Source organism: Desulfovibrio legallii, assembly GCF_004309735.1.
GTDB classification, from domain to species: Bacteria; Desulfobacterota; Desulfovibrionia; order Desulfovibrionales; family Desulfovibrionaceae; genus Desulfovibrio; species Desulfovibrio legallii.
In genome coordinates, this window is the sequence record NZ_SIXC01000002.1 from 247835 (window position 1) to 270301 (window position 22467).

19 protein-coding genes are annotated in these 22467 nt (G+C 63.0%); 1 reads left to right on the forward strand and 18 read right to left on the reverse strand.

The window, feature by feature from the left end:
- Positions 1–176: 176 nt before the first annotated feature.
- The 7 genes from EB812_RS02250 to aprB form a co-directional block, all read right to left on the reverse strand.
- A complete protein-coding gene (locus EB812_RS02250; RefSeq protein WP_130957775.1) occupies positions 177–1934 on the reverse strand; it encodes a lysophospholipid acyltransferase family protein in 1758 nt (585 codons plus the stop codon).
- Between the two features lie 492 nt (positions 1935–2426).
- Entirely contained in the window at positions 2427–3149 is a 723-nt protein-coding gene (locus EB812_RS02255) for a DUF4200 domain-containing protein (RefSeq protein ID WP_118230258.1), read from the reverse strand.
- 93 nt (positions 3150–3242) lie between these two features.
- Positions 3243–4424, reverse strand: coding sequence for a quinone-interacting membrane-bound oxidoreductase complex subunit QmoC (gene qmoC / locus EB812_RS02260; protein ID WP_118230257.1), 1182 nt, complete (start codon positions 4422–4424; stop codon positions 3243–3245).
- Positions 4425–4437: 13 nt separating this feature from the next.
- Positions 4438–6714, reverse strand: coding sequence for a hydrogenase iron-sulfur subunit (locus EB812_RS02265; RefSeq protein ID WP_118230256.1), 2277 nt, complete (start codon positions 6712–6714; stop codon positions 4438–4440).
- Positions 6715–6719: 5 nt separating this feature from the next.
- On the reverse strand, positions 6720–7955 hold the full coding sequence (locus tag EB812_RS02270; protein WP_118230255.1) for a CoB--CoM heterodisulfide reductase iron-sulfur subunit A family protein: 1236 nt from the start codon (positions 7953–7955) through the stop codon (positions 6720–6722).
- Between the two features lie 217 nt (positions 7956–8172).
- The gene (gene aprA, locus EB812_RS02275) at positions 8173–10161 is read right to left on the reverse strand and encodes an adenylyl-sulfate reductase subunit alpha (protein WP_130957776.1); all 1989 of its coding nucleotides are present in this window, start codon (positions 10159–10161) and stop codon (positions 8173–8175) included.
- A 36-nt stretch (positions 10162–10197) separates the two neighbouring features.
- Complete coding sequence (gene aprB, locus EB812_RS02280; protein WP_118230253.1) at positions 10198–10686, reverse strand: adenylyl-sulfate reductase subunit beta; 489 nt, start codon at positions 10684–10686, stop codon at positions 10198–10200.
- Between the two features lie 515 nt (positions 10687–11201).
- Between aprB and EB812_RS02285 the strand changes: the two genes are divergently transcribed.
- A complete protein-coding gene (locus tag EB812_RS02285; RefSeq protein ID WP_118230252.1) occupies positions 11202–12941 on the forward strand; it encodes a 3-phosphoshikimate 1-carboxyvinyltransferase in 1740 nt (579 codons plus the stop codon).
- A gap of 357 nt (positions 12942–13298) precedes the next feature.
- Here EB812_RS02285 and EB812_RS02290 read toward each other — a convergent pair whose 3' ends face one another.
- The 11 genes from EB812_RS02290 to EB812_RS02340 all read right to left on the reverse strand — a co-directional run bounded on the left by EB812_RS02290 (position 13299) and on the right by EB812_RS02340 (position 22360).
- The gene (locus tag EB812_RS02290) at positions 13299–13730 is read right to left on the reverse strand and encodes a hypothetical protein (RefSeq protein WP_118230251.1); all 432 of its coding nucleotides are present in this window, start codon (positions 13728–13730) and stop codon (positions 13299–13301) included.
- A complete protein-coding gene (locus EB812_RS02295) occupies positions 13727–14044 on the reverse strand; it encodes a hypothetical protein (RefSeq protein WP_118230250.1) in 318 nt (105 codons plus the stop codon). The genes EB812_RS02290 and EB812_RS02295 overlap by 4 nt, the downstream gene beginning before the upstream one ends.
- A gap of 48 nt (positions 14045–14092) precedes the next feature.
- On the reverse strand, positions 14093–14755 hold the full coding sequence (locus EB812_RS02300; protein ID WP_118230249.1) for a flagellar basal body-associated FliL family protein: 663 nt from the start codon (positions 14753–14755) through the stop codon (positions 14093–14095).
- A 92-nt stretch (positions 14756–14847) separates the two neighbouring features.
- Positions 14848–15228, reverse strand: coding sequence for a chemotaxis response regulator CheY (locus tag EB812_RS02305; RefSeq protein WP_118230248.1), 381 nt, complete (start codon positions 15226–15228; stop codon positions 14848–14850).
- A 44-nt stretch (positions 15229–15272) separates the two neighbouring features.
- Positions 15273–16046 (reverse strand): FliA/WhiG family RNA polymerase sigma factor, encoded by a 774-nt coding sequence (locus EB812_RS02310; RefSeq protein WP_118230247.1) that lies wholly within the window; start codon positions 16044–16046, stop codon positions 15273–15275.
- Positions 16047–16162: 116 nt separating this feature from the next.
- Positions 16163–16975, reverse strand: a complete 813-nt coding sequence (locus EB812_RS02315; RefSeq protein WP_118230246.1) for a MinD/ParA family protein — start codon at positions 16973–16975, stop codon at positions 16163–16165.
- Positions 16976–17004: 29 nt separating this feature from the next.
- On the reverse strand, positions 17005–18039 hold the full coding sequence (locus EB812_RS02320; RefSeq protein ID WP_118230245.1) for a flagellar biosynthesis protein FlhF: 1035 nt from the start codon (positions 18037–18039) through the stop codon (positions 17005–17007).
- A gap of 240 nt (positions 18040–18279) precedes the next feature.
- Positions 18280–18660: a glycine cleavage system protein GcvH gene (gcvH, locus tag EB812_RS02325; RefSeq protein WP_118230244.1), complete on the reverse strand. Its 381-nt coding sequence runs from the start codon at positions 18658–18660 to the stop codon at positions 18280–18282.
- 12 nt (positions 18661–18672) lie between these two features.
- The gene (locus tag EB812_RS02330) at positions 18673–20052 is read right to left on the reverse strand and encodes a dihydrolipoyl dehydrogenase family protein (protein WP_118230243.1); all 1380 of its coding nucleotides are present in this window, start codon (positions 20050–20052) and stop codon (positions 18673–18675) included.
- 102 nt (positions 20053–20154) lie between these two features.
- Positions 20155–20979: a thioredoxin domain-containing protein gene (locus EB812_RS11625; RefSeq protein ID WP_165450865.1), complete on the reverse strand. Its 825-nt coding sequence runs from the start codon at positions 20977–20979 to the stop codon at positions 20155–20157.
- Positions 20980–21025: 46 nt separating this feature from the next.
- Positions 21026–22360: an MFS transporter gene (locus EB812_RS02340; protein ID WP_130957777.1), complete on the reverse strand. Its 1335-nt coding sequence runs from the start codon at positions 22358–22360 to the stop codon at positions 21026–21028.
- Positions 22361–22467: the final 107 nt, after the last annotated feature.

Below are 22467 nucleotides of genomic sequence, written 5' to 3' on the forward strand. Positions count from 1 at the left end.
GAGGACATGCAGGGCACGCGAGGCGAGGCCGTGACGCCTCCACGACATTTGGCAGATGCACAAAAAAATCAGGGGACGCCTGTTGCCTACCCTAAATAAAAAAGTTTTTTGAAGGGTTGGGGGGGTGTGGGGGGAAGGGGGACTTTTGTTCACAAAAGTCCCCCTTCCCCCCACCATCATTTCTCGTACACGATGCCATCGCGCAGGCGCTGGAAGCCCTCGTCGCCGAGGTAACGGCGCAGGAAGCGCTCTGGGGCAGTGCGCAGGTCCACCACCAGGAGGGCGTCGAGGGTGCCGAAGGCGGCATCCTGGTGGAAAGCGACAATGCGTCCGCCCAGTTGCAGGTAGTGTTTGAAGAGGATGGGCAGGTTGCGGCCGTTTTCCATGTGCCGGACAAGGGCATTGATGTCGGCATAGGCCATTTGGCGCACAAAGGGGGTATCCACGGCGGGCCGCCGGGGTTTGCGCCCGCGCACCAGGGTTGCCAGGGGCGCGTGCCAATGGTTGCGGCGCAGATAGTTGCAGAGCAGATCCACGCTTTGAGGCTTGTAGTCCAGCCCCATACTGGCGGGACCAAAGAGGGTGCGCGCACCGCTGCGCAGGGCCAGTTGCCCTATGCCCTTCCAAAGCAGGAGCAAGGGGGCGTAGTCGCGCTGGTAGGCGGCGCGGATAAAGGCGCGGCCCAGCTCCAGGGCATTGCCGCAGTGGCGAAAAAATTCCGGATTATACCGGAACAACGCAGCGGTATAGAGATTTTTGGCGCTATCGCTGTGGGCCRCGTCGGACCGGACCAGGCAGGCGCGGTAGGCCCCGGCCAAGGCCTGCGCCTCTTCATCCACCAACACTAGATGGGCGTAGGCGGCATCGTAGCGGTCGGTATCGCGGGCCTTGCCGCTGCCTTCCCCCAAAGCGCGGAAGGCTTCTTCGCGGCGCATGGTCAGTTCATCAAGAAGTACGGGGGATTCCGCTCCGAGGAGCAGATAAACGCTGTAGCGGCCTTCGCGGGCCAGTACACGGTCCTGGGGCAGGGCCGCCAGCGCGGCCATAAAATCCTCCTGAACAACGGGCGCGGCCAAAGGGGCCGGAGATACGGCACGCTCGCGGGCCACTGGCGCAGGGACAAGAGACTCCTGTAACAGACGCAGACAGAGGGTGCGTTGGGCGTGGCTAAGGGCGCGCAGGGATTCGGCTTTATACGGCCGGCCCACACGCATGTGGACCAGACTGCCGCGCTGGCGCTCCAGAACGTGCGGCAAAAGGGCCGTGCCCAAGGCTTCGCTGAACTGGGTGGCGAGCAGAAAGGCGGGACTGACGCGGGCAGTGAACCGCAGAGGCAGGCAGTGCGTGCCAGGGCAGGCGGCCAGCAGACCCAGAAGACGGGACCAGGGCTGTTCACGTACACCCGCGCCGGGCGACCAGCGGGCCACCTTCCCGGCGGGAAAGATGCCCAGCGCACCGCCCCGCCGTAAATGGCGCAGGGCGGCGCGCAGTACGGCGGCATTGGCCGCGCCGGCCGCCCCTGGGGAAAGGTCCAGGGGCAGCAGACGCGGCGCCAGGGGGGCCAGTTGGGGCAGACTGGCGAGGGTGGCGGTGGTCAGAATCTTCAGGTCCGGACGCAGACGGCCACAGCGGGCCAGCAGGACCAGACCTTCCAGCGCGCCTGTGGGATGGTTGGCGTAGAGGAGCAGCGGACCCTGGGTGGGGATGCGCTCCAGGGCGTGGGGCTCACTGCGGACGCGCACATCCAGGGCCGCAAGGCAGGCGGCGGCAAAGGCGGGGGCGTCGCCGCAACGGGGCAGGCCCTCGGCGGCTTTTTGCAGCCGACCCAGGGCGGTAAACCGGCGCGCCAGGGCGCGCAGCAGCCGCCGGGGGCGGCGCGGTTCAAGGGGCGCGCCTTGCGGCGCCGGTGACAGAATTTCTATGCTGCCGGGCATGCTCCTCCTCCTTATCTTAGAGTATTTAACACTTGAAATGCTCGCTTACGGCAGGCAAAAGCCTGCCTTCTCGCATTTCGTGGCAAGGATTTTCAAGAAAATCCTTGCAGAGCAATTAACTCATTTCATTCGTAAACCGCTCTAGCAGATTACCTTTGAGAATATGTACCCTCAAAGTTTACGGCACGCTCGTTCCGGCGCTTAACAGTGCAAGTACATTGCGCTTGCGCCTTCACGGCGGGCGTCTGCTTATGCAACCGCCAGGGTATTGCAAAGTTGCAATGCCCCTGAACTGGTTGCCACAGTACCTGGGGAGAACATGCGGGGCGTGCGTGGCAAGGCCGTGACGCCTCCACGACATTTGGAAGTTGCACAAAAAAACTCAGGGGACGCCTGTTGCGCACCCTGAGTAAAAAAGTTTTTTGAAGGGATGGGGTATGGGGGAAGGGGAACTTTTGTTCACAAAAGTTCCCCTTCCCCCATAAAAACCTTTTAAAACCCGAAGCCGTCGTTGTTTGCACCAGAAGCGCCGAAGCCGAAATCATCGGGCACGGCGTTTTCTTCAGCGGCGGGTGCGGCTTCTTCAGCGGCCGCGCCGGCCGCGCCGGCGGCAGCGCCGCCCACAACCATGCCCTTGAGGCCGTCCTTGATGGCGTCTTTGATGGTCTGCATGAGATCATCGTGGCTCACGGCCACCTTGCCCTGGAATTCGGCCACCTGGCGACGCAGGCCGCCCATATCGGTGTTCATGGTTTTGATTTTGGCTTCCAGCTCATCCACCTTTTTAGTCAGGGCTTCGGCGCGGGCCTCAGCGGGCTCCAGGGCGCGCACGCGCTCTTCAAGGGCGGAAGCGGCGGCCGTTTGGGCGGCCATGCTCTTATAGGTATCGGCCAGGGTATCCAGGGCCTGGTCCACCAGAGCCTTGGTGCGGCCGTCCATGCAGGTAAGGGAAACATTGTCGCCCAGCAGGCTGCGGCCGGCGCTCACAAAGCCATCCCAGGACTGGCCTTCGGCCCAGTCCAGATCCATAAACTTGGGGAACCAGCGGGCCAGCCAGGCGGCGGCAAAAGGACTTACGGCCTTGGCGCAGCAATCACACTCAATGGAGCGCCCGGCCACGAAACCGGCGATTTCTTTGATATCCACGTCTTCCTTGCCCACGACCAGGGCCAGGACGGACTCCACAGGAAAGACTTTACGGGACGTATCGGACATGGCGGCCTCCTCCTCGGAGATCGAAATTATTCTGTACAACGCGGTACGCAAGGGCGGCCCCGGCGGACCGGGGCCGCGCCACAAGGTTACCTTCTAGCTTCTGCCGTACATGCGCACATAGACCAGGGCCGCCGTGCGGTAGACAAAGTGGCCGAGTTTGGACCAGGGCAGGTAGGCGAAAAGCATCCAGACAAACACCAGGTGCAGATAATAGACCAGAAAGGCGGGCACCACGGCGTCGGCCAGGCGAAAGCACTGGGACAGGATGCCGGTGACGGCCACCAGCCAGATAATGCCCAGAAGGTACCAGTCGTACCAGCTGGAGGCCTGGTATTTGGGGTTGAGCCGCACGCGCCGCGCAGTGAGCACGGCCAGGCCGCAGAGCAGCAGCAGCGCGCCCAGGTTGGCCAGAATTTTCACCGGGAAGGTGAGGGGCATGGGCGTTTCGATCTTGATGAGGGGGATGACCTTGCCGCCCCAGTGCCCCAGGGCCACGATGGCCGTGACGCAGGCCAGGATGGCAAAGCTCCAGACCAGGAGGAAGTGCCCCCACTTGCGGTTGGGCGTTTCTTTGCCGGTATCGGGACCGGATTCGCAGTCGTCGAAGCGGCGGTGGGTGATGATTTCATCCCAGAGCACATCCCAGAGGTGCCAGAGCCAGCATTTGGTCTTACCGATGACGGCCAGCTTGCCTTCGGGTTTGAACAGGGCCCAGAGCTTCATGACGCCGCGCGCCAGGATGAACACCGCGCCGAAGAACGTGAGCATGAAGATGGGGTCAATGGTGTAGTCGCCGTAGAAGATCTGGCCGAAGACGATGCGTCCGTCAGCGGCGCGGGGGAACCAGTTGCCGCCGTTGAAGCCGGCGCGGATCCACCAGACCACCAGCCAGAGCAGGGCCGGGATGGCGAAGAGCACGGGCAGGCCCGAAGGTTTGCTCATGAGCTTGCCTACGGCCACGGGCTCGGTCAGTTCCTTATAGATAACGTTGCGGGCCGCGCCCATAAGGTCGGCCGGGCGCGCGCCGCGGGGGCAGAGGTCCGCGCAGTTGCCGCAGTTGTGGCAGAGCCACAGGTCCACATCGGCGCGGAGCTTGTCCTTGAGGCCCCAGGAGGCCCAGACCATTTCCTTGCGCGGATAGGGCGCGTTGGCCGGAGCAAGCGGGCAGGCCACAGAACAGGTGGCGCACTGGTAGCACTTTTTGAGGGACTCTCCCCCCGCTTCTTCCAGCGCCCTGACAAACTCCATATCAGGTTTGATTGTGCATTGTGCCATTGCTGCCATCCTCCTACATGCCCTTGAACGGGTTGGGGCCCAGGGCCATGATGCGGTCCACAAAACCGTCGATCAGGTCAGGTACCGTGTCGTATTCGTCAATGGCCACTTCAAGCTGCTCCACCCGTTCGGGCTGCACGCCCAGACGGTTGAGGGTCTCGGCGATGTTTTCCTTACGGCGGGAGCAGATTTCAGAGCCCTTGACGAAGTGGCACTGGTAGTCGTCGCCGTATTTGCAGCCCAGCAGCATAACGCCGTCAAAGCCTTTGCTCATGGCGTCGGAAACCCAGATGGCGTTGACCGAGCCAAGGCAGCGCACCGGGATAACGCGGCAGTAGGGGCTCCAGGTCTTGTGCCGCGCCCCGGCCATATCCAGAGCCGGGTAGGCGTCGTTTTCGCAGGCCAGGATGAGGATGCGGGGGCCTTCGTTTTTGAAGTCCTTGGGCACCTGCACCTCGCGGATCATGGAGCCGATCTGGTCGATATTGTAGTTGGCAAAGGAGATGACGCGCTCCGGGCACGCGCCGAAACAGGTGCCGCAGCGACGGCAGCGCGCCGGATTGGGCTTGGGCGTGCCTTTTTCGTCGTCGTCCAGAGCGCCGAAGGGGCACTCCTCTGTGCAGCGTTTGCACTGGGTGCAGCGCACAAAGTTGAACACGGGGTAGGAAAGGTCGCCGGAACGGGGATGCACGGCCACGCCGTGGCTGGCCGCCTCAATGCACTGGACGGCCTTGAGCACCGCGCCGCGGGCGTCTTCTTCGCAGGCGTCCATGGTCAGGGGCTGCCGCACGCAGCCGGCCGCATACACGCCCGTGCGCCGGGTTTCGTAGGGGAAGCAGATGTAGTTGGAGTCGGCAAAGCCGTCAAACAACTGCAGGTCGGGGAAATCCGGCCCCTGGCGGTAGTCGAAGTTGACCGTCACGTCCTTGGCCGTGGTGGGCACCAGACCCGTGGGCAGAACCACCAGGTCCACGTCCAGGTCAAAATCCATGCCCAGCAAAGTGTTTTTGCACTCCACCACCATGTGGTCGCCGGCTTCACGTACGGCGGTCACGTCGGCCTTGGTCATCATAACGCCCAGGCGGTCCTGCATTTTCTTGTAGAAGCGCTCGAGGATGCCGGGGACGGTCATATCCTTATAAAGGATAAAGGTTTGGCAGGCGTCGTTGGTCTTTTCACAGACCGTATTGGCCAGACGCAGCATACCCACGCTGTTGACGGCGTTGGAGTAGGTAAGGTGGCGGAAAGTTTCCAGGTCTTCTTTGACAAAGGCCTTTTCTGCATTGTCACCCTCTGCCGGGGCGGCCTTGGGAGTCTCCTCCGGGGCGGGGGCCGCGGCGGCTTCTTCCGCCGCCTTGCGCACTGCCGCCTCGGCCAGGCTCACGTCCAGCACAAAGGCGATACGCCGCGCGCTGACCTGACCAGCCACCAGTTGCTTGCCAAAGGTAGCGGCGTCCATGACCTTAGGGCTTTTGCCCAGGCCCATGGGCTCCAGATATTTCTGATCCAGGGGCACCCAGCCCGTGGCCAGCACCGCCGCGCCCACGTCCACACTGACGGGGCCGCTCTGGGTAGCTATGGTGGCCTTGAATTCGCCGGGCTGGCCTTCCAGTTTTTCCATACGGGCGTTGCAGTGCACGGTGATGCGCGCGTTGCCCGTAACCTCGGCGATCCTGGTTTCCAGGTTGGTGGGCTGCTTGTCCGTCCAGGGCGAGGCCAGAGGCGACGCCATGGGGATATTGTTGGCCGCGCCGCCGAGCTTCTCGCTCTTTTCCACCAGCACCACTTCGTAGCCCGTGGCCGCCGCTTCGGCTGCGGCGGTAAGGCCCGTCCAGCCGCCGCCGATGACCAGCACACGCTGCACGCCGGTGATGGCTGCCGAATCGGGCACCGAGCTTTTCTGCAGTTTGACCACGCCCATATTGATATAGTCGCGAGCCATAAGAGTGAGCAGCGCGGGCGCGCCCTGGCTCAGGTCCACCGGGCTCTTGTCCGGATTTTTATAGGCCAGCACGCACTGTTCGCGCAGGTTCACATGCTCCACCTGCACAGGCAGGCGGTAGATATCCGCATCCACCCGGGGCGAAGCGCCGCAAAGCAGCACGCCGTCCAGGCCCTGGGCTTCAATATCAGCCCTGATTTCATCCACGGCCGCGGCCAGCACGGGAACAACCTTAACCACAGGCGTGAGGTCGCCCCACTTTTCTCCAGTCTGTACGGCCAGAGCGGGCACATCCAGCCCGCCGCCGATGTTCTGCTGGTCAAAATAGACGCCAATTTTACCGGCCATGCCGCCTACCTCCCTTTCACCGTTTGCACCGCCTTCAAGGCGGCGGCTGTGCCGGACTGCGCGGAGCGCATCACATCCAGGGGCATGCGTGCGCAACCGGCGGCGAAAATGCCGGCCTCTTCGCCGCCCGCAATAAAGCCGTCTTCATCCAGAGGCAGGGGCAAGGGCGCGTCCTCACCGGCCAGCGAAGGCTGCATGCCCGTGGCCAGCACCACCAGATCATAATCCAGGGTCATTTTCTCGCCGCGCACAGCGTCTTCGGCCGTAAGCCGCACCATGTCGCCGGGGGCCTGAACCACGTCCGCCACCTTGCCCTTGACGAAATGCACGTTGGGCAAGGCCTGGACTTTTTCCAGCACCTTGGTGTAGCGGCCAGGGGCGCGCAGGTCGATGTAGTAGACGGTGATCTGCGTCTGGGGGCTCTGCTCCGAAAGATACAGACACTGCTTGAGTGTGGCCATACAGCAGATGTAGGAGCAGTAGTTGAGGTGGTTTTGGTCGCGCGAGCCCGCGCACTGCACAAAAGCCACCTGCAAGGGCTGCCGCCCGTCCGTGGGCCGCACCATACGGCCGCCCGTGGGGCCGAAGGGCGAAGCCAGACGCTCCAACTGCATGTTGGAAATACAATTTTTGACTTTGCCCGCGCCCAGGTTGCTGAGGCGGGTCACGTCATAGGGCTTCCAGCCCGTGGCCACCACCACAGCGCCCACGCTGAGCTCCACCTCGTGGGGCTTTTCGGCCAGGTCCAGGAACTGGGCCCCCGCCACCCGGGCCGTATCGGCCTTGGAAAGGGTGTGCGTGTCCAGGGTGTAGCGTGCGGGAAAGGCAAAGGGCATGGCCTTGTAGAGGGCCTTGCGCTTGCCGAGCCCCAGGTCAAACTCGCTGGGGGTCGTGCCTTCCAGACTGGAGGCCAGCAGGCTGAAATCCACATTGTGGGGCGCGGTGTGGCGCGGTTCAATGCGCACCTGCACCTTGTAATCGCCCTTGACGCCCACAAAGCCCACCACCTGGGCCTGGGTGAAAAATTTGATGCGCGGGTTATTCCTGATGCGCTGGAACTGGATTTCCAGCCCGCAGGAGGGGGGACAGAGTTTGGGGAAATATTTGTTGAGCTGAGCCACGCGGCCGCCCAGCCAGGGCGACTTTTCGACGATGAAGACGTCGTGCCCCAGTTCCGCCGCTTCAATGGCGGCTGTGAGGCCCGCAAAGCCGCCGCCCACGACGAGAATGGCATTGGACATCCTGGATATCCTCCTGCGTTGTTGCATAGCGGCTAAAGAAGGAAAAGGCCTCCCGCCGCGGAAAGTGGAAACGCCGCCCGTGAGGCCCCGCTGCGCCGTGAAAAGGGGCGGTCTTGCGACCGCCCGGCGGCGCGGGCCGACGGCACGCATCGCGCCGACCCGTCAGCAGTCTGGGGCGGCCTTGCGGCCGCCCCAGTGTCGTTTCAGTGCCGCCTGACTAGTCAGGGATGATCTGGTAGTAGGGCTTCTTGAAGATCTTGGTCTCGCCGGTGGCGGGATCGTACTTGGAGTTCACAAAGCACTTCCACTTGCTGTCGTCAAGACCCATGAAGTCCGCACGGTAGTAGAAGCCGGGGTACCGGGATTCCTCACGGAAGGCAATGTGCTGCATGTGCAGACGCACGGTCCAGAGGCGGTGGTAGTTTTCCCAGCAGCGCAGCAGTTCGTGCAGGTCGCGGGCGGCCAGCTTTTCAGAGTCTTCTTCCATCATCTCAAGCAGATAGAAGCCAGTGTCAAGCAGGGCCTTGGAGGTGGTGTAGTAGGTGCCCACGCCGCCGCCGTATTCATCGGTGCACTTGACGAGGCGCATCATGAAGTTCTTAGGCGTGATGTAGTTGGGGTTCACCACGGGGTCGGTGGAAGCGGCCTTGCCTTCCATATAGTTGTAGTAAGGACGGTAGATGAGTTTTTTCAGCTCGTCGGCCGTTTCCTTGAACTCAGGTTTGAAGTCCTTGTGGTCCAGGCACCAGCGCACCATCTGCTTGCCGGCGATGCGGCCTTCGGCGTGCGAGCCGGAGGAGAACTTGTGGCCGGAAGCGCCCACGCCGTCGGCGCAGGTGAAGAGGCCTTCCACGGTGGTCATGCGGTTGTAGACCTTGCCGTTGCTGGCTTTGACTTTGTAGTCTTCCGGCACCCAGGCTTCGTCCGGGCCGGAGGCCCAGATACCGCAGCAACCGGAGTGGGAGCCCAGCAGGTAAGGCTCGGTGGGCATGATTTCGGAGCCGCGTTCTTCAGGCGCGGTGTTGGTGGCGGCCCACAGGTTGGCCTGGCCCACGCACATGTCAAGGAAGTCTTCCCACGCTTCGGATTCCAGGTGCTTCTGCTGCTCTTCGCTCAGGGTGGCAAAGGTGTTCAGCAGGGCGGTCTTGGTGTCCATGTAGATGGGGCCGCGACCTTCGCGCATTTCACGCAGCATCATGTGGTTACGCAGGCAGGTGGGGATGACGTTGCCCTTGGCGTAGCCGCGGTCCTCGTAAGGCTTCAGCATGGCCTTGTTGGTGGAGCAGTAGTCTTCACCCTTGGAGTTGGTGGCCTTGGCCTTGAAGAGCAGGAACCACGCGCCCACGGGGCCGTAACCGTCCTTGAAGCGGGCGGGCACGAAGCGGTTTTCCATCATGGTCATTTCGGCGCCCACCTGCGCGCACAGGGTGTAGGTGGAGCCGGCATTCCACACGGGATACCAGGCGCGGCCCATGCCTTCACCGGTGGAGCGGGGGCGGTACACGTTCACCGCGCCGCCAGCGGCCACCATGATGGCGTTGGCTTTGAAGATGTGCACTTCGTTGGCGCGCAGGTTAAAGCCCACGGCGCCGGCCACCCGGTTGGGGGTGTTTTTGTCCAGCAGCAGTTTCACGATGAAGATGCGCTCCATCATGCGGTCTTCGCCCAGGGCATTCTTGGCCGCTTCGGCCACGATGCACTTGTAGGACTCGCCGTTGATCATGATCTGCCAGCGGCCGGAACGCACGGGCTTGTCGCCCTTGCGCAGGGATTTGCCCGCGGCCTTGGCGTCGGCGCCGTTCATGTTGTGGCCGTCTTCGCTCTTGATCCAGCAGGGCAGGCCCCAATCTTCAAACAGATGCACGGAGTCGTCCACGTGGCGGCCCACGTCGAAGATCAGGTCTTCGCGCACCAGGCCCATAAGGTCGGTGCGGACCATGCGCACATAGTCGTCGGCGGAGTTTTCGCCCAGATAGGTGTTGATGGCCGAAAGGCCCTGGGCCACGGCGCCGGAACGCTCCAGCGCGGCTTTGTCGCAGAGCATGATTTTCAGGCCATGTTTGTCGCCCCAGCGCACGGCCTCATAGGCCACGCCGCAAGCGCCCATGCCGCCGCCCACGATGAGCAGATCAACCGCATGTTCTTTGACTTCGGGTTCGGCAATGGCAACGCCCTTATTCACTTCCTTCACGGGAATCATAGGCATAGTGATTTCTCCTTTCGCACTTGCTGTTGCAAAAGCCTAGCGGCCGTGTTCTTTGCAGGTAAAGACCTTGTCGGCTTCCGACACATCGAACTTTTTGCTCAAGGCTTCCTTGGGAGTGGCCAGCGCGGTTTCGGTGAACAGCAGCTCGTCTTCCAGGTTGGCGCCTTCGGGGCGGCCGTCGTAAGGTTTGATGGAGCCTTCAGGCGTGGTGCGAATGGGGAACTTGAAGCGCTTCACGTTGCCGTTGCGGAACTTGACCGTCCACATGATGGAGTCGGCCGAACGCATGGGGATACAGGTGCCGCCCATGGGCGCGAAGTCCGCATAGGGGCGGGCCGTAATGGCGCCCTGAGGGCAAATCTTGACGCAGGAATAGCATTCCCAGCAGGCGTCCGGTTCCTGGTTGTAGGCCTTCATTTCCTCAGGGTCGAGGATCATGAGGTCGTTGGGGCAGATGTACATGCAGGCCGTCTTTTCGCCACCCTTGCAGCCGTCGCATTTGGACGGATCGACAAACGTCGGCATATGTGTCCTCCAACTCGTAAAAGTGTTACAGAAAACCCGCCGGGTTCGGCGAGGCGCAAAGCAAATCCGTCACGCCGGGGGTCAGCCGAGCGCCTCCGCAACGAAGGTAGGGCGTATGGCTTGCGCAATTAGTAACAAGCCCTTGGCATCTACGTCAAGACCCCCCGGAAAAATTTCGTGAAAACATTCGCGCGTTGCGCAAAAAAAATATTAAATTCTCCATGGTTATAAATCTTGTGAAAAAAACATTTAATACCGCCGCCACGTGGCCGTCACCGCCCTGTCGCAGTGACGTGGCACTGCCGCCCCGTACCGGGGCCCATACCGGCCGCAACAGCCCTCCGCAGGGCCACGGACACGCCACAGACCTTGCCAGAGAAGTCGATTCAGGCTAACACGCTTACGCAGACAAGGGAAGCCCCCACGCCCCGAATTTTTACTGGGTGCGCGGCCAGCAGCCGAACGGGCTTATGCCTGCCGGCGCCCACCCACCTCATCCTTTTGGACAATTGCATATGACCGAGCACTCTCATGAAGGGCGCACGCCGCGCCGGAACCCCGAACAGCGTGATGCGCGGCCCCGCCGCCCCTTGCGCGAGGTGGTCAGCGACCTTGACCACGACATTTTGCGGCTCTTGCTGCGCCGCCACAATCTGCTTACGCGCATGCGGGGCGACAAACCCCGCCTGGAGCCCGCCGAAGAAAAATTTCTGCGTGAATCATGGGAGGCCGCCGCGGCCCGCGTAAGCCGTGACCCACGCCTGACCGGCCACTTTTTTTCTCTGATGCAGGAAGTGGTCTTTCAACCCCGGCCAGTGGCCCCGGACGCGCAGGAAAACGGCGCAGACCAGCGCCCGGAGCCACCCCGCACGGCCTTCAACCTGGCGCCGCCCGCGCGGCCTGTGAAGCTGGACTGCACCGCCCCGCTGGCCTGCCGCGTAACCCGTGCATGGCTGTTTCTGGCCGCGACCAGCGGTCGGCCCCTGTGTCTGGCCCCTTGCCTTATGAACGACCCCATTGTGGACTGCGTGCAGATGCTTACCCAGGCCGGGGCCGCCCTTACCCGTACGGACGACGGCGTGCTGGCCCGTGAGGCTGCCCCCCTGGGCACGCCGGACAAAGTGCTGCACGCGGGCGACAGCGCCTGGAACTTTTTTCTGCTGTTGGGGCACTATCTGGGCCGGCCCTCCCGAGTCAAAATCACAGGCGGCTCTGGTCTGAAGCTGGCGGATTTCACCACCCTGCGCCATGTGTTGCCTGCCCTGGGCGCGCGCATGGTGCACGCCGTGCCCAAGAGCACGGGCCTGCCCGTGCGGCTGGAGTGTTCCGGCTTGCTGCCGGACGCCTTTACCCTGCCCGCGGACGTGCCCGTGGAGCTGGCCGAGGCCCTGCTGCTGGCCGCGCCCGGCTATGAACGCCCCTTGTTGGTGGACCTGAGCGCCCACCCGGACCAGGCCACGGCCCTGGCCCGCGTGCTGCCCGTGCTGCGTGCGGCCGGCGCCGCCGTGCAGGCCGATGGCGGCAGGGTGCGCGTCACCCCCGGCCCCCTGAATTTTCCCGAAAGCCCCGAACTGCCGCTGGAACCGGAACTGGCCGTATTTTTGCTTGCCCTGCCCCTGGCTTTGGGCGGCAGCGCCCGGCTCACCGGCCTGTGGCCCCGCTGGCCCGCAGCCGTGGCCGGCTGGGATTTGCTGCAGGCTCTGGGCCTGGACTTGCGCCAGGATACCCGCAAGGAACACGGCGAAATTGTTGCCCAAAACGCCGTCCCCGTGCACGTTTTTGATCTTGCGGCCCTGCCGGTCCACTTCCCTGCGGACTGGGCGGCGCTGCCCCTGGCCCTGGCCGCCTGTGCGGCCCTGCGCGGCGGCGAAGTTCGTCTGCCCGCCCTGTCCGGCGGCGTGGACCCCGCCGAGGTGGAAAGTTTTCTGCGCGCAGCGGGCTGCGACCTGAGAGATGACGGCCGATTGTGCAAAAAAGAACAATATGGTCAGGAAACCCCCTGGAACGCCCCCTCGCCGGTCTGGGCTCTGGGCCTGGCTCTGGCCGCCTGCGCCCGCCCCCACCGCAAGTTGGGCAATCCTGGCGTCATGACGGAGTTGTATCCGGCCTTCTGGGCGCTCTACAACAGCCTGCCCGAACCTGCCCTGCGCCGACAGCCTCCCCCGGCCGCCACGCCCGAAGCGCCCCGTCGACGGCGTATCCATACGGCCTCTGTGGCTGTACCGCCGGAACTGCCGCCCGACGAAGAATGGTAGCCACCAGCCGACTCTAGAGTATTTAACACTTGAAATGCCCGCTTACGGCAGGCAAAAGCCTGCCTTCTCGCATTTCGTGGCAAGGATTTTCAAGAAAATCCTTGCAGAGCAATTAACTCATTTCATTCGTAAACTGCTCTAAAGCGCAAGGGCGCGCAGACGGACAATCCCGTCTGCGCGCCCTTGCGCGTCAGCACATTGAAACTTTGAGAGTATACATTCTGCACTGGTAGTGCTACGCGCACTCCGGCACCTACCAGCGCAAACACCTTGCGCTTACGCCTGCGTGACGGACGTTTTGCGCACGCAGTCGCCAGAACAATGCAAAAATGGAATGAACCTGAAAACGCCGCCGCCTCAGTCCGCACCCGCTTCCTGGGCGAGGATGAGTTCCACTTCGTCCAGGCTCAAACCGGCGTTTTTGGCGATTTGGCGGGGAGAAAGACCTTTTTTGCGGCCATTGAGGATAATCTCGCGCAAAAAACGGGGAGAACGGCTGATGCCTTCGGCCTGCTCCAACAGGCGGCGCAGCTCCCGGACGCGTGCTTCCAGCTTGGCGTCCAGGTCACGCAGTTCGGCCTGACGCTGGGCAAAGCTGCCTACGATTTCGCGCTCCAGGCGGGCGTTCATCTCAATGCGCTGCAACAGGCTCTGCTGGTTGCCCTGAAGGGTATTGATGAGCGTTTCCGAACGGCGCAGCCGCAGATAAAAGAACAGCACGCCGCCCAGAATGGCCAGCTCTAACAGAGAGAAGACGCCCGTCAGGACGAGCAGCAGGGTTGTATTCATACCTTAAGATTCAAAAAATTGCCCACCAGGGGCGAAGCGGGGGCCGGCTCTTCTTCCGTGGCCGGGGCCGCCCGGGCCCGCCGTCTGGTGGCAAAACCGGGCCTGCCGCCGCCCTCCCGGGCTTCGGCCTCCAGCGACATTTTAGCGCCGGGTTCGCTCTTGTTGATCTGGCGCTGTTCCTGCCGGGCCATTTCAGCCGCCAGCACGCGCGCCATGGCGGCGGAAGCCTGCGGGGCCACCGCCGCGGCATTGGCCAAAGACGTGGCCAGACCGGTTTGGGCATACAGCACGGCCACGGTAGCGTCAACGCTCATGCCGGCCTCCCGCCTTGCCGTCCGGTCCGTGCGCGGCACGGCAAAGGCTTATGAATTGAGATAACTTTCCAGCAAAATGTCCGTAACCTGCCCCTGGGTCAGGTAGTCGTTGAGCACTTCCGTCAGATCCCGCTTGATGGTGGGGGCGTTGTCGGCGTTGAGCAGAAAGGCGTCCGTCTTGCTGCCCAGGTAGAAGTAGAGGGCATCACGCAGGGAAACCATTTTGCGGTCCAATTCCGCGCCCAGGGCCGGATTTTTGTAGACCACAGAAAACTTGCAGATCAGAAAGGCCGTACCGTCGCCGTCAGCGCGCGGCACCACAAAAGGGGCCAGCTCTTTGACCTGGTCCTGGGGCATCTGGGCCGTGGGCGTCTGGGGCACCACAACTACCTCTGGCTTGACGGCCTCCGCCGGTGGAGGCGGCGGGGTGCGCGGCCAGAGCCGCCAGGCGGCGCCCGCCCCGATCAGAACCAGCAGCCCGGCCACCGCCGCCGCCAGCCGCCAAGAGCGTTTTTTGGGCGGGGCCGCACCGTCTTGCGGCACTGCGGGCGCGGCCTGGCTTGCGGCCACAGCCGGCATTTTTTCTTCCGATTTGAGGAAGGGGGCGTCGTCCAGGTCCAGTTCCACCTTGCGGCGGACGGGGTCAGGCCCCAGATCCATCTGCAGGGCTTCCGTGTCCGGAGCGGTTTTCACGTCAGTTTTTGCAGCCACGCGCCCCTCCCGGGCCCTGAGCCGTCGCGGCAGCCCGCGCACACCAGGACGGCGTCTTGCCCCTGCATCGCCGCGTCATGGTCGCGCCCCGCTCAGGCAAAGATCTTGTCAATTTTCTGCTTCATGGTATCAGCGGTGAAAGGCTTGACGATGTAGTTGGACACCTTGGCCTGCACCGCCTCAATAATATTTTCCTGCTGGGCTTCCGCCGTGACCATAAGAAACGGTATATTTGCAAATTGTTCACTGGCGCGAACCTTGCGCAGCAAATCAATGCCGGTCATCTGGGGCATATTCCAGTCGGAAACGATGAAGTCTATCTTTTCTCTGTTGAGGACTTCCCATGCGGAGGTGCCGTCGTCGGCCTCCACCACGTTCTGAAAGCCGATCTGGCGCAGGATGTTGCGAACAATACGGCGCATGGTGGAAAAATCGTCAACCACAAGAACGCGCATGTTGGGATTGTAAGGCATGAAAAATTCCTCCCGCCATCGGCCCCCGCGGGACCGTTTATGCATTATGCTTCAGGTTCCTCGCCGTAACGGCTGACGAATTCTCTGCGCAGACGGCTCAGGGCCTGAGAGTGAAGCTGAGACACGCGCCCTTCGGTGATGCCCAGAACTTCGGCGGTTTCACGCATATTCAACTCGTCCGTATAGTAAAGCGACAGTACCAATTTCTCTCTTGGCGTCAAGGTATCAATAAGCGGCGCGACGCGTTCCACCAGTTCCCGCAGGGCCGTGCGCCGATAGGGTTCGCCTTCGCCGCCCTGTGCGTCGCCCGCAAAGGTGTCCTGGATGGCGTCCAGCGAAACCCACAACTGGTTCTGCAGTGCTTCCAGGCCCTGACGCACCTCGCGCAGCTCCAGACCAGTGAGGTGTTGCAGTTCTTCTTCCGTGGCGGGGCGGCCCTCCAGATTTTCCACCTGCCGCATGGCCTCGTCCAGCACGCGCACCCGCTGCCGCAGGGAACGGGGGAACCAGTCCAACCGACGCAGTTCGTCCAGCATGGCGCCGCGGATGCGGCTTTCTGCATACGTTTCGAAGCGGATGCCCAACTGCGGCCGGAATTTGCCGAGCGCCTCCATCAGCCCCAACGTGCCGGAGCTGATAAGCTCGCCCAGCTCCACGCTGCGGGGGAGTTTGGCTTTGAGGCGCAGTGCCAGAAAGCGGATCTTGGGGGCATAGTGCCGCACCACCGCTTCCTGCTCCGGCGGCGAAAAGCGTTCCCATGCGGTAGCGCCGCTTTCCAGCGCCTCCCAGGGTTGTATCCGCGCTGTGGCGGTTTTCATGGCCGTTTCCTCAGTTGCAGCCTCTTCCCGCGTGGCGGCGCGCCACGCCTGCTGTCCGCCGCCGCTGCCGGCCCGCCCGGCACTGCAGCGGCGGTGTTGCCGCACAGGCAAAACGCCTAACGGAATAAAAGTTTTTTCCAGAAAAACTTGATATTGCCATCCAGATTTTCGGGCACTTCCCAGGTGGTGATGGTCTTGGCCATCGCCAGCACCCCACGGGAGGCCGGGCTCTGCGGCTCGCTGACGCAGAAAGGCAACTGCTGCACCACGGCCTTGCGCACGGCCGTATCGCGCGGGATAACCCCCGCCAACTCCAGCGAAACGCCGCTCAAAAAGTGATCGCAGGCCTGGTGCAGGCGCACAAACATCTCCCGCGCAGTTTTGGCGTCCGGGGCCATATTGACGCAGACCTCAAAGCGCTCCACCCCATGATTGGTCTTGAGCACCTTGATGAGGGCGTAGGCGTCCGTAAGGGAGGTAGGCTCCGGCGTAAGCACCACCAGGCGCTCCTGCGCGGCCATGTTGAAATACAGCACATTGTCGTTGATGCCCGCCCCCGTGTCCACAATAAGATAATCCAGGTCGTTCTCAAGTTCGTCTACGGCTTCCAGCAAATCCAGCTTCTGGCCGGTGGAAAGGGTAAGCATTTCGCTCATGCCAGAAGAGGCCGGCAGAATGGAAAAACCATAAGGCGTGGGGAAAAGGATTTCCTGGATGGTCGCGCCTTCATGAAACAGGTGGAAAAGGTTTTTCTGCGGCGTAAGCCCCAGCACCACATCCACATTGGCCAAGCCCAAGTCCGCGTCAATAAGTACCACCCGCTTGCCCAGCTGGGCAAGACAGATGGCCAGATTTACCGATATATTGGTTTTGCCCACGCCCCCCTTGCCGGAGGTAACGGAAAAAACCAGGGGAAAGGTGCCGCTCATCCGAGTGCTCCATATGTTTCAGCCAGGGATCAGGCCGCCTGGCCGGGCAACTGCCGTTTGAAAATCAGGCGCCAGACCAGCGGCTCCGTGGCCGGGGCAAGGCTCTGCTGCAGCTCCGCGCCGAACGAAAGGGCCGATACAGGCAAGCCGGCGGCGCAGGCCACATTGACCATAGTACCAAAGCTAACGGCTTCGTCCAACTTGGTCCAGACCAGGGAGCCCGGCCCGTCATGGCTGTAGCGCCGCAGCAGGGCGCGCGTCTGCGTTGCGTCATAAAAAGGAGAAAGCACCAGATGCGTGGCCGCGTCGGCCAAATCCAGCCCCATGTGCTCGCACCAGGCGGCCAGGGTATCGGCGCGGTCCAGGCCGGGCGTATCCACAAACACGGCGCGCGCTTCGGCGCAGGCGGCCAGGGCCTGCTCCAGGGCGGGCTTGTCCGGGGCCTCCATATAAGTAAAGCCCGAAAGCTCCGCCCAGTGGCGCAGCACCAGACGCCCGTTGCCGCGCAGGCAGTCCGCGTTGATAAAAGCGATGCGCGTCTCCGGCGCTTCCCGCCGCCAGTGCAGGGCCAGGCGCAGAGCCGTAGTGGTCTTACCCGCGCCGTACGGACCCGCCAGCACATGCAGGCGCTGGGGCCAGTGCTCCCTGCTCCAGGGCCGCACCGGCACCATGCGGCACAGGCTTTCCAGCACAGAGGCGCCGGGCGCGTCGGTCAGGCGCTGATAAAGGTCCACGGCCACGGCGTCGGAAACGCCCTCGCGCTGCAGATATTCCAAGGCCACACGCTGCCGGGGAGTGAGGCGATCCAGGCGCATGGCAGGCTTCATGAGGGCAAAAAGTTGTTCTTTGACGTGCTGCCAGTCCTTGCGCCATTCGTTCCAGCCCGCACCCACGGGCTGGGCGGAGGCTTCCGGGCGTTCCAGGCCGGCGGTGATCTCGTGGTGGACGACCCCGTTCTTACGGTAGGTGCGGCTGCCCAGAATGACGGCTTCAGGCCCCATTTCGGCCTTGATCCTGGCAAGCAGCTCCTGTGCTGTGGCTCCGGTAAATGTCTTGACCTGCATGTCTTGTCCTTCTGACCACGCGCGTCCGCCGCGCTGTCGATTGTGCCGTTTGTCTGACGACGCGGCAGAAGATGCAATTTACAGGCCAAAGTCACAAAAAGTGCAACAACGCAAAAAGGCGGCCCCAAGGCCGCCCTGACGGTACTGCGGCCCGCCCCCGTCCTGAAGGACGATTTTGGGGCGGGCCTGCCGGAAGGTGGCCAAAAAAGCCACCTAATGTACGGATACCACGTTAAAAAATCAAGCCTGTACCTGGGCGGCGTAGGCCGCTGCCGTCAACGCGCCGCCCTCCTCTGGAGCCGTGCGGCGGACTTCCACCAGCCAGCCCTCGCCGTAGGGGTCCGTGTTGCACAGCTCCGGCGCGTCTGCCAGGGCGGGGTTCACGGCCGTGACCTCGCCGGAAACGGGCATGAGCGCGTCGCTCGTCACTTTGACCGATTCAATGGAGGCGCAGGAAGCCCCCTGGGCGAATGCGGATCCTGCTTCCGGCAGGTCCACAAAGATGACGCCGCCCAGCTGTTCCTGCGCATAGTCGGTAATGCCGATGCGCCAGACGCCCTCAGGACGCTGCTGCGCCCAGAGGTGGTCGGCGTGGTACTGCCTGTCGTCGGGAAATTGCATGACAAGATCCTTTTATTGGGGGACAGCGCGGGGCGCGTTCATGGCCAAAGGCAGAATTTCATCCAGGGTGGGGTGCGCAATCATGACCGTGTGCAGTTTCTCGGGCGTATAGTCGCCGGCCAGCAGGAGGCTGGCCACGCTCACCAGGTGCGACACGCCGCCGCCCACCGCCGCCATGCCCACCGGGCGTTCGCCCTCCCAGACTACTTTGACGAAACCGGCGGTGTGCCCGCTGGCCTGGGCAATGGGGTTCATGGTCAAGGGCGCTTGCGAAACGCTGACAGCCCGTCCCTCTCGCAAAAGTTCCTTGGCCGTGGGGCCCACACGCATAATTTCCGTGCTGCCGTAGACGCAGGAAGGTACCGGGCCGGATGCGTATGCGCCAAATTCCCGCCCCAGAATGCGCCGGGCCACATAGCCCGCCTGGTGCTCCGCCGCGTGGGCCAGCAGAGTCAGACCGTTGACGTCGCCCACAGCATAGACGCCAGGGGCCGCCTCCAGGTGCGCGTCCACCGCCAGATAGCCGCGTCTGTTCAAAGTGCAGCCCAGGCTTTCCGCTGCCAGCGCCCGCGTGTTGGGGGTGCGGCCCACAGCCACCAGGGCCTTGGCGGCCGTAATTTCGCGGCCGTCCTCCAGGGTCAGGCGGGCCTGCCCGTCCACCGTACGCAACTCCTTGGCCCGCGCGCCTTCCAGGCAGGTGACGCCCGCCTTGGTCAGGGCGCGGAGCATCTCTTTGGCCACGTCCGCGTCCTCCAGGGGGGCGATGTGCGGGGCGGCCTCCACAATGGTCACCTTGCTGCCCATGGCGCGGAAAAAGTCGCCCATTTCCAGACCAATGGCCCCGGCGCCCACAATAAGCAGGCTCTCGGGCACGGCCGCGATGCGCAGCAGGGCCGTGCTGTCCAGCACGCAGTCGTTGTCCGGAGTCAGGCCGGGAAAGGCTGCGGAAGACGTACCGCAGGCCAGCACCACCTGAGCGGCCGCCAGTTCCGTGACGCCGTCCTTACCCTCCAGGCGCACCCGGTGCAGGCCTTCGGCCGTGCCGGCGCAGACACCACGACCTTCCAGCAGGGTCACGCCCAGGCCGGTCAGCTCCTTGGCCAGGGCCTGACTGCTGCCCTTGGTGAAACGGGCCACGCGGGTCTGCAGGGCCGTATAGTCCACGGCGATTTCGCCCTTGGCCACCCGCAGGCGCTGCTGGGCGGCCAGAAGCGCGCCCGGCGCCACGGCCCCCAGCAGGAGCTTGGTGGGGATACAGCCGCAGTTGAGGCAGGTGCCGCCCCAGTGCGTATCCTCCGCCAGGGCCACCTTTTTACCGCCTTTGGCCAGCAGGCGTGCCGCCGACGTGCCGCCGGGGCCGCCGCCCAAAATCAGGACATCAAAAGTCTGCACGGATATTCCTCCCGCAGCGACGCTCCAGAGCGTCGGATAAGTGTCCGGGTGTACGGCGCGCGGCGCGGTTCCAGCCAGGCCGGAGCCGCGCCGCAAAAGCGCCTATTTGCCGATTTCGGCTTTGTACAGAAACTGCCGGGCAGCGGAACGGTACAGCAGAAGGTTCTGTTCCGGCAAGGGCTCCAGGCCGTGCAGGTCCACCGCCGCGTCAGGCGGCAGGGCCTCCACGCGGTAGGGCAAGGTAGGCTGTCCGTAGGCTTCGGCCACCATCTGGGCAGCGTCTCTGGCATCTTCGCGTCGGGGCCAGGTCCACTGTCCGTCCGCGCCGGGCAAAGGCATGGCCAGAAAGCGCACGCCGCCGCCGGGAATATCCCGCACCAGCCCTATACTCGCGGCCAGGGCGGCCGTGTCGGGCGCGCCGCCGTACACAGCGGCCGTGGTGGCCGCGCCGCCCACGGCATTGAGCACGGCCTTCACGTTCTTGATGGCCAACAGGCGCTCCAGGAGGTCCGGCTTGCGGCCGTCCGTCTGCAGCCAGACCTCCAGGCCGCCCGCAGCCAGCCTGTCCACCAGAATACAGAGATTCTCCTCCTGGCCGTCGGGACACTGCGAGGGATAGATGCCGCCGATCTTGCCGTGGAGCAGGTCGCTTCTGGTGATGCAGGCTTCCAGCACATGGCCGGAAAGCAGGTAGGCGATGATTTCGCCCGAACCCTGCTTGATGACCTGGCCGTCATTGAACAGGGGAAACTCCACACCTTCGGGATTACGATAGATGGCTTTGCGGTTGGCGCGGTAGAAGGCGTTAAATTCCTGCGCGTCAGCCTTAAAATCCACTGTGGCGTAAGGAATATCCCTTTCGGCCAGAAAGGCTTTGACAATTTTGCAGCGGATGCACTCCGGTGCAGTATACAGTGTTATGCTCATACAAACCTCGTACAGAATAGGTTGGGGCAGCGCCAGACTATGAAGGTCAGGCTATGTCCTCCAGCGACTTGCCGCCGGTGCGCGCGCCCCAGATTCCCAGGATAAGCGCCGCGGCAATGCAGAGCGCGGTAAAAATGTAGAACACTCCGTCAAAGCTGTATGCTGCGTAGACAACAGGAATCAAGGGTTGACTGAAGGCCACGGCCAGCCGGCCCGACGCGGCGTGGAAGCCCGTGGCCGTGTTGCGCGACATGGTGGGGTAGGACTCCGCCGTATACGAAAACACCGTAAAGCCCATGCCCATGACGCCCGCCGTGAGCAGCCCGCCAATGAGCACCACCAGCCAGTAGCCCGACACGTTGCCGAAAATGGGCGCCAGAACCGCCATGAACAGCAGCATGCAGACAATGGGGATTTTGCGGCCGCCCATGTCGGAAAACAGGCCGGAGACAAAGCAGCCCACGGGCACGCCGATGGAAATAAGCGTGGTGGCCATGAGGCAGTCTTCAAGACTGAAACCGTGAGCCTTGAGCAGCGTGGCCGTCCAGTTGGTCACCAGGAAGGTCGCCGGATTGGTGAGAACGACCAGCAAAAAGATGACGATGGTGCGTTTGATGTATTTTTTGCTGCACATGCTCAACAGCACGTCTTTGAGCGGGGCCTTGCGGGGCGGAACCTTGGCCGCCGCCGCCGCAAGGTCGATGTTCTGCCCGGTGATGTCGCGCATGACATCCTCGGCTTCGGCCACCCGGCCGCGGGCCACCAGCCAGCGGGGCGACTCGTCCAGATACTTCCAGGCGATGATGAGCGCCACGTAGCCGAATCCGCCCATATAGAAGATATACCGCCAGGCCTCTTCGTGCAGAGGAATGATGGCCCGGCAGAGCATGCCAATGACCGGCACGGCGCAAAAACCCACGGCGGCCACCGTGTTTTGCCACTTGCCGCGGCTTTCCGCCGGGGCCATTTCGGCTATGTAGGCCTGCGAGCAGACCATAAGACAAAATACGCCAAAGCCCGTCAGCGCGCGCGAGGCCACAAACACGGGAAAGCTGTCGGTCAGGCCGTTGATGATGGATGCGGTGGAAAACAGCGTAATGGCAATAAGAAAGGTCTTGCGCCGGCCGATGATGTCCGAAATGACGCCGCCCACCAGACCGCCGCAGGTCATGGCCACAAAGTACCAAAAGGTGACGTGGCCCAGATCCTTCATGGTCAGGCCCCAGTTGTGCATGAGCGCCGGCGCGATAAAGCCGAAGTTCCAGTTGTCCATCTGCTCGCAGAAATAAGCGATCATGATGATGAAAAACACAACTTTATGTCGTCCACTGACCTTGAGCCCGTCAAAGTAGTTGTTGCTGATGCGTGGTGCGTCCTGCATGACCCCTCCTTGCGCGCGCTGCTGCGGCGGCTGCGGCCGGTTGTGAAAGGTAAAATTTGCACATGGCGTGCATGTATCCACCTAGGCCAGCACAGGGGTGGGCAATG

Coding starts and splice junctions, on each gene's coding strand:
- EB812_RS02255 (WP_118230258.1), bottom strand. CDS start 3,149: ATGTCCGATACGTCCCGTAAAGTCTTTCCTGTGGAGTCCGTCCTGGCC.
- qmoC (WP_118230257.1), bottom strand. CDS start 4,424: ATGGCACAATGCACAATCAAACCTGATATGGAGTTTGTCAGGGCGCTG.
- EB812_RS02265 (WP_118230256.1), bottom strand. CDS start 6,714: ATGGCCGGTAAAATTGGCGTCTATTTTGACCAGCAGAACATCGGCGGC.
- EB812_RS02270 (WP_118230255.1), bottom strand. CDS start 7,955: ATGTCCAATGCCATTCTCGTCGTGGGCGGCGGCTTTGCGGGCCTCACA.
- aprA (WP_130957776.1), bottom strand. CDS start 10,161: ATGCCTATGATTCCCGTGAAGGAAGTGAATAAGGGCGTTGCCATTGCC.
- aprB (WP_118230253.1), bottom strand. CDS start 10,686: ATGCCGACGTTTGTCGATCCGTCCAAATGCGACGGCTGCAAGGGTGGC.
- EB812_RS02285 (WP_118230252.1), top strand. CDS start 11,202: ATGACCGAGCACTCTCATGAAGGGCGCACGCCGCGCCGGAACCCCGAA.
- EB812_RS02290 (WP_118230251.1), bottom strand. CDS start 13,730: ATGAATACAACCCTGCTGCTCGTCCTGACGGGCGTCTTCTCTCTGTTA.
- EB812_RS02295 (WP_118230250.1), bottom strand. CDS start 14,044: ATGAGCGTTGACGCTACCGTGGCCGTGCTGTATGCCCAAACCGGTCTG.
- EB812_RS02305 (WP_118230248.1), bottom strand. CDS start 15,228: ATGCCTTACAATCCCAACATGCGCGTTCTTGTGGTTGACGATTTTTCC.
- EB812_RS02310 (WP_118230247.1), bottom strand. CDS start 16,046: ATGAAAACCGCCACAGCGCGGATACAACCCTGGGAGGCGCTGGAAAGC.
- EB812_RS02315 (WP_118230246.1), bottom strand. CDS start 16,975: ATGAGCGGCACCTTTCCCCTGGTTTTTTCCGTTACCTCCGGCAAGGGG.
- EB812_RS02320 (WP_118230245.1), bottom strand. CDS start 18,039: ATGCAGGTCAAGACATTTACCGGAGCCACAGCACAGGAGCTGCTTGCC.
- gcvH (WP_118230244.1), bottom strand. CDS start 18,660: ATGCAATTTCCCGACGACAGGCAGTACCACGCCGACCACCTCTGGGCG.
- EB812_RS11625 (WP_165450865.1), bottom strand. CDS start 20,979: ATGAGCATAACACTGTATACTGCACCGGAGTGCATCCGCTGCAAAATT.
- EB812_RS02340 (WP_130957777.1), bottom strand. CDS start 22,360: ATGCAGGACGCACCACGCATCAGCAACAACTACTTTGACGGGCTCAAG.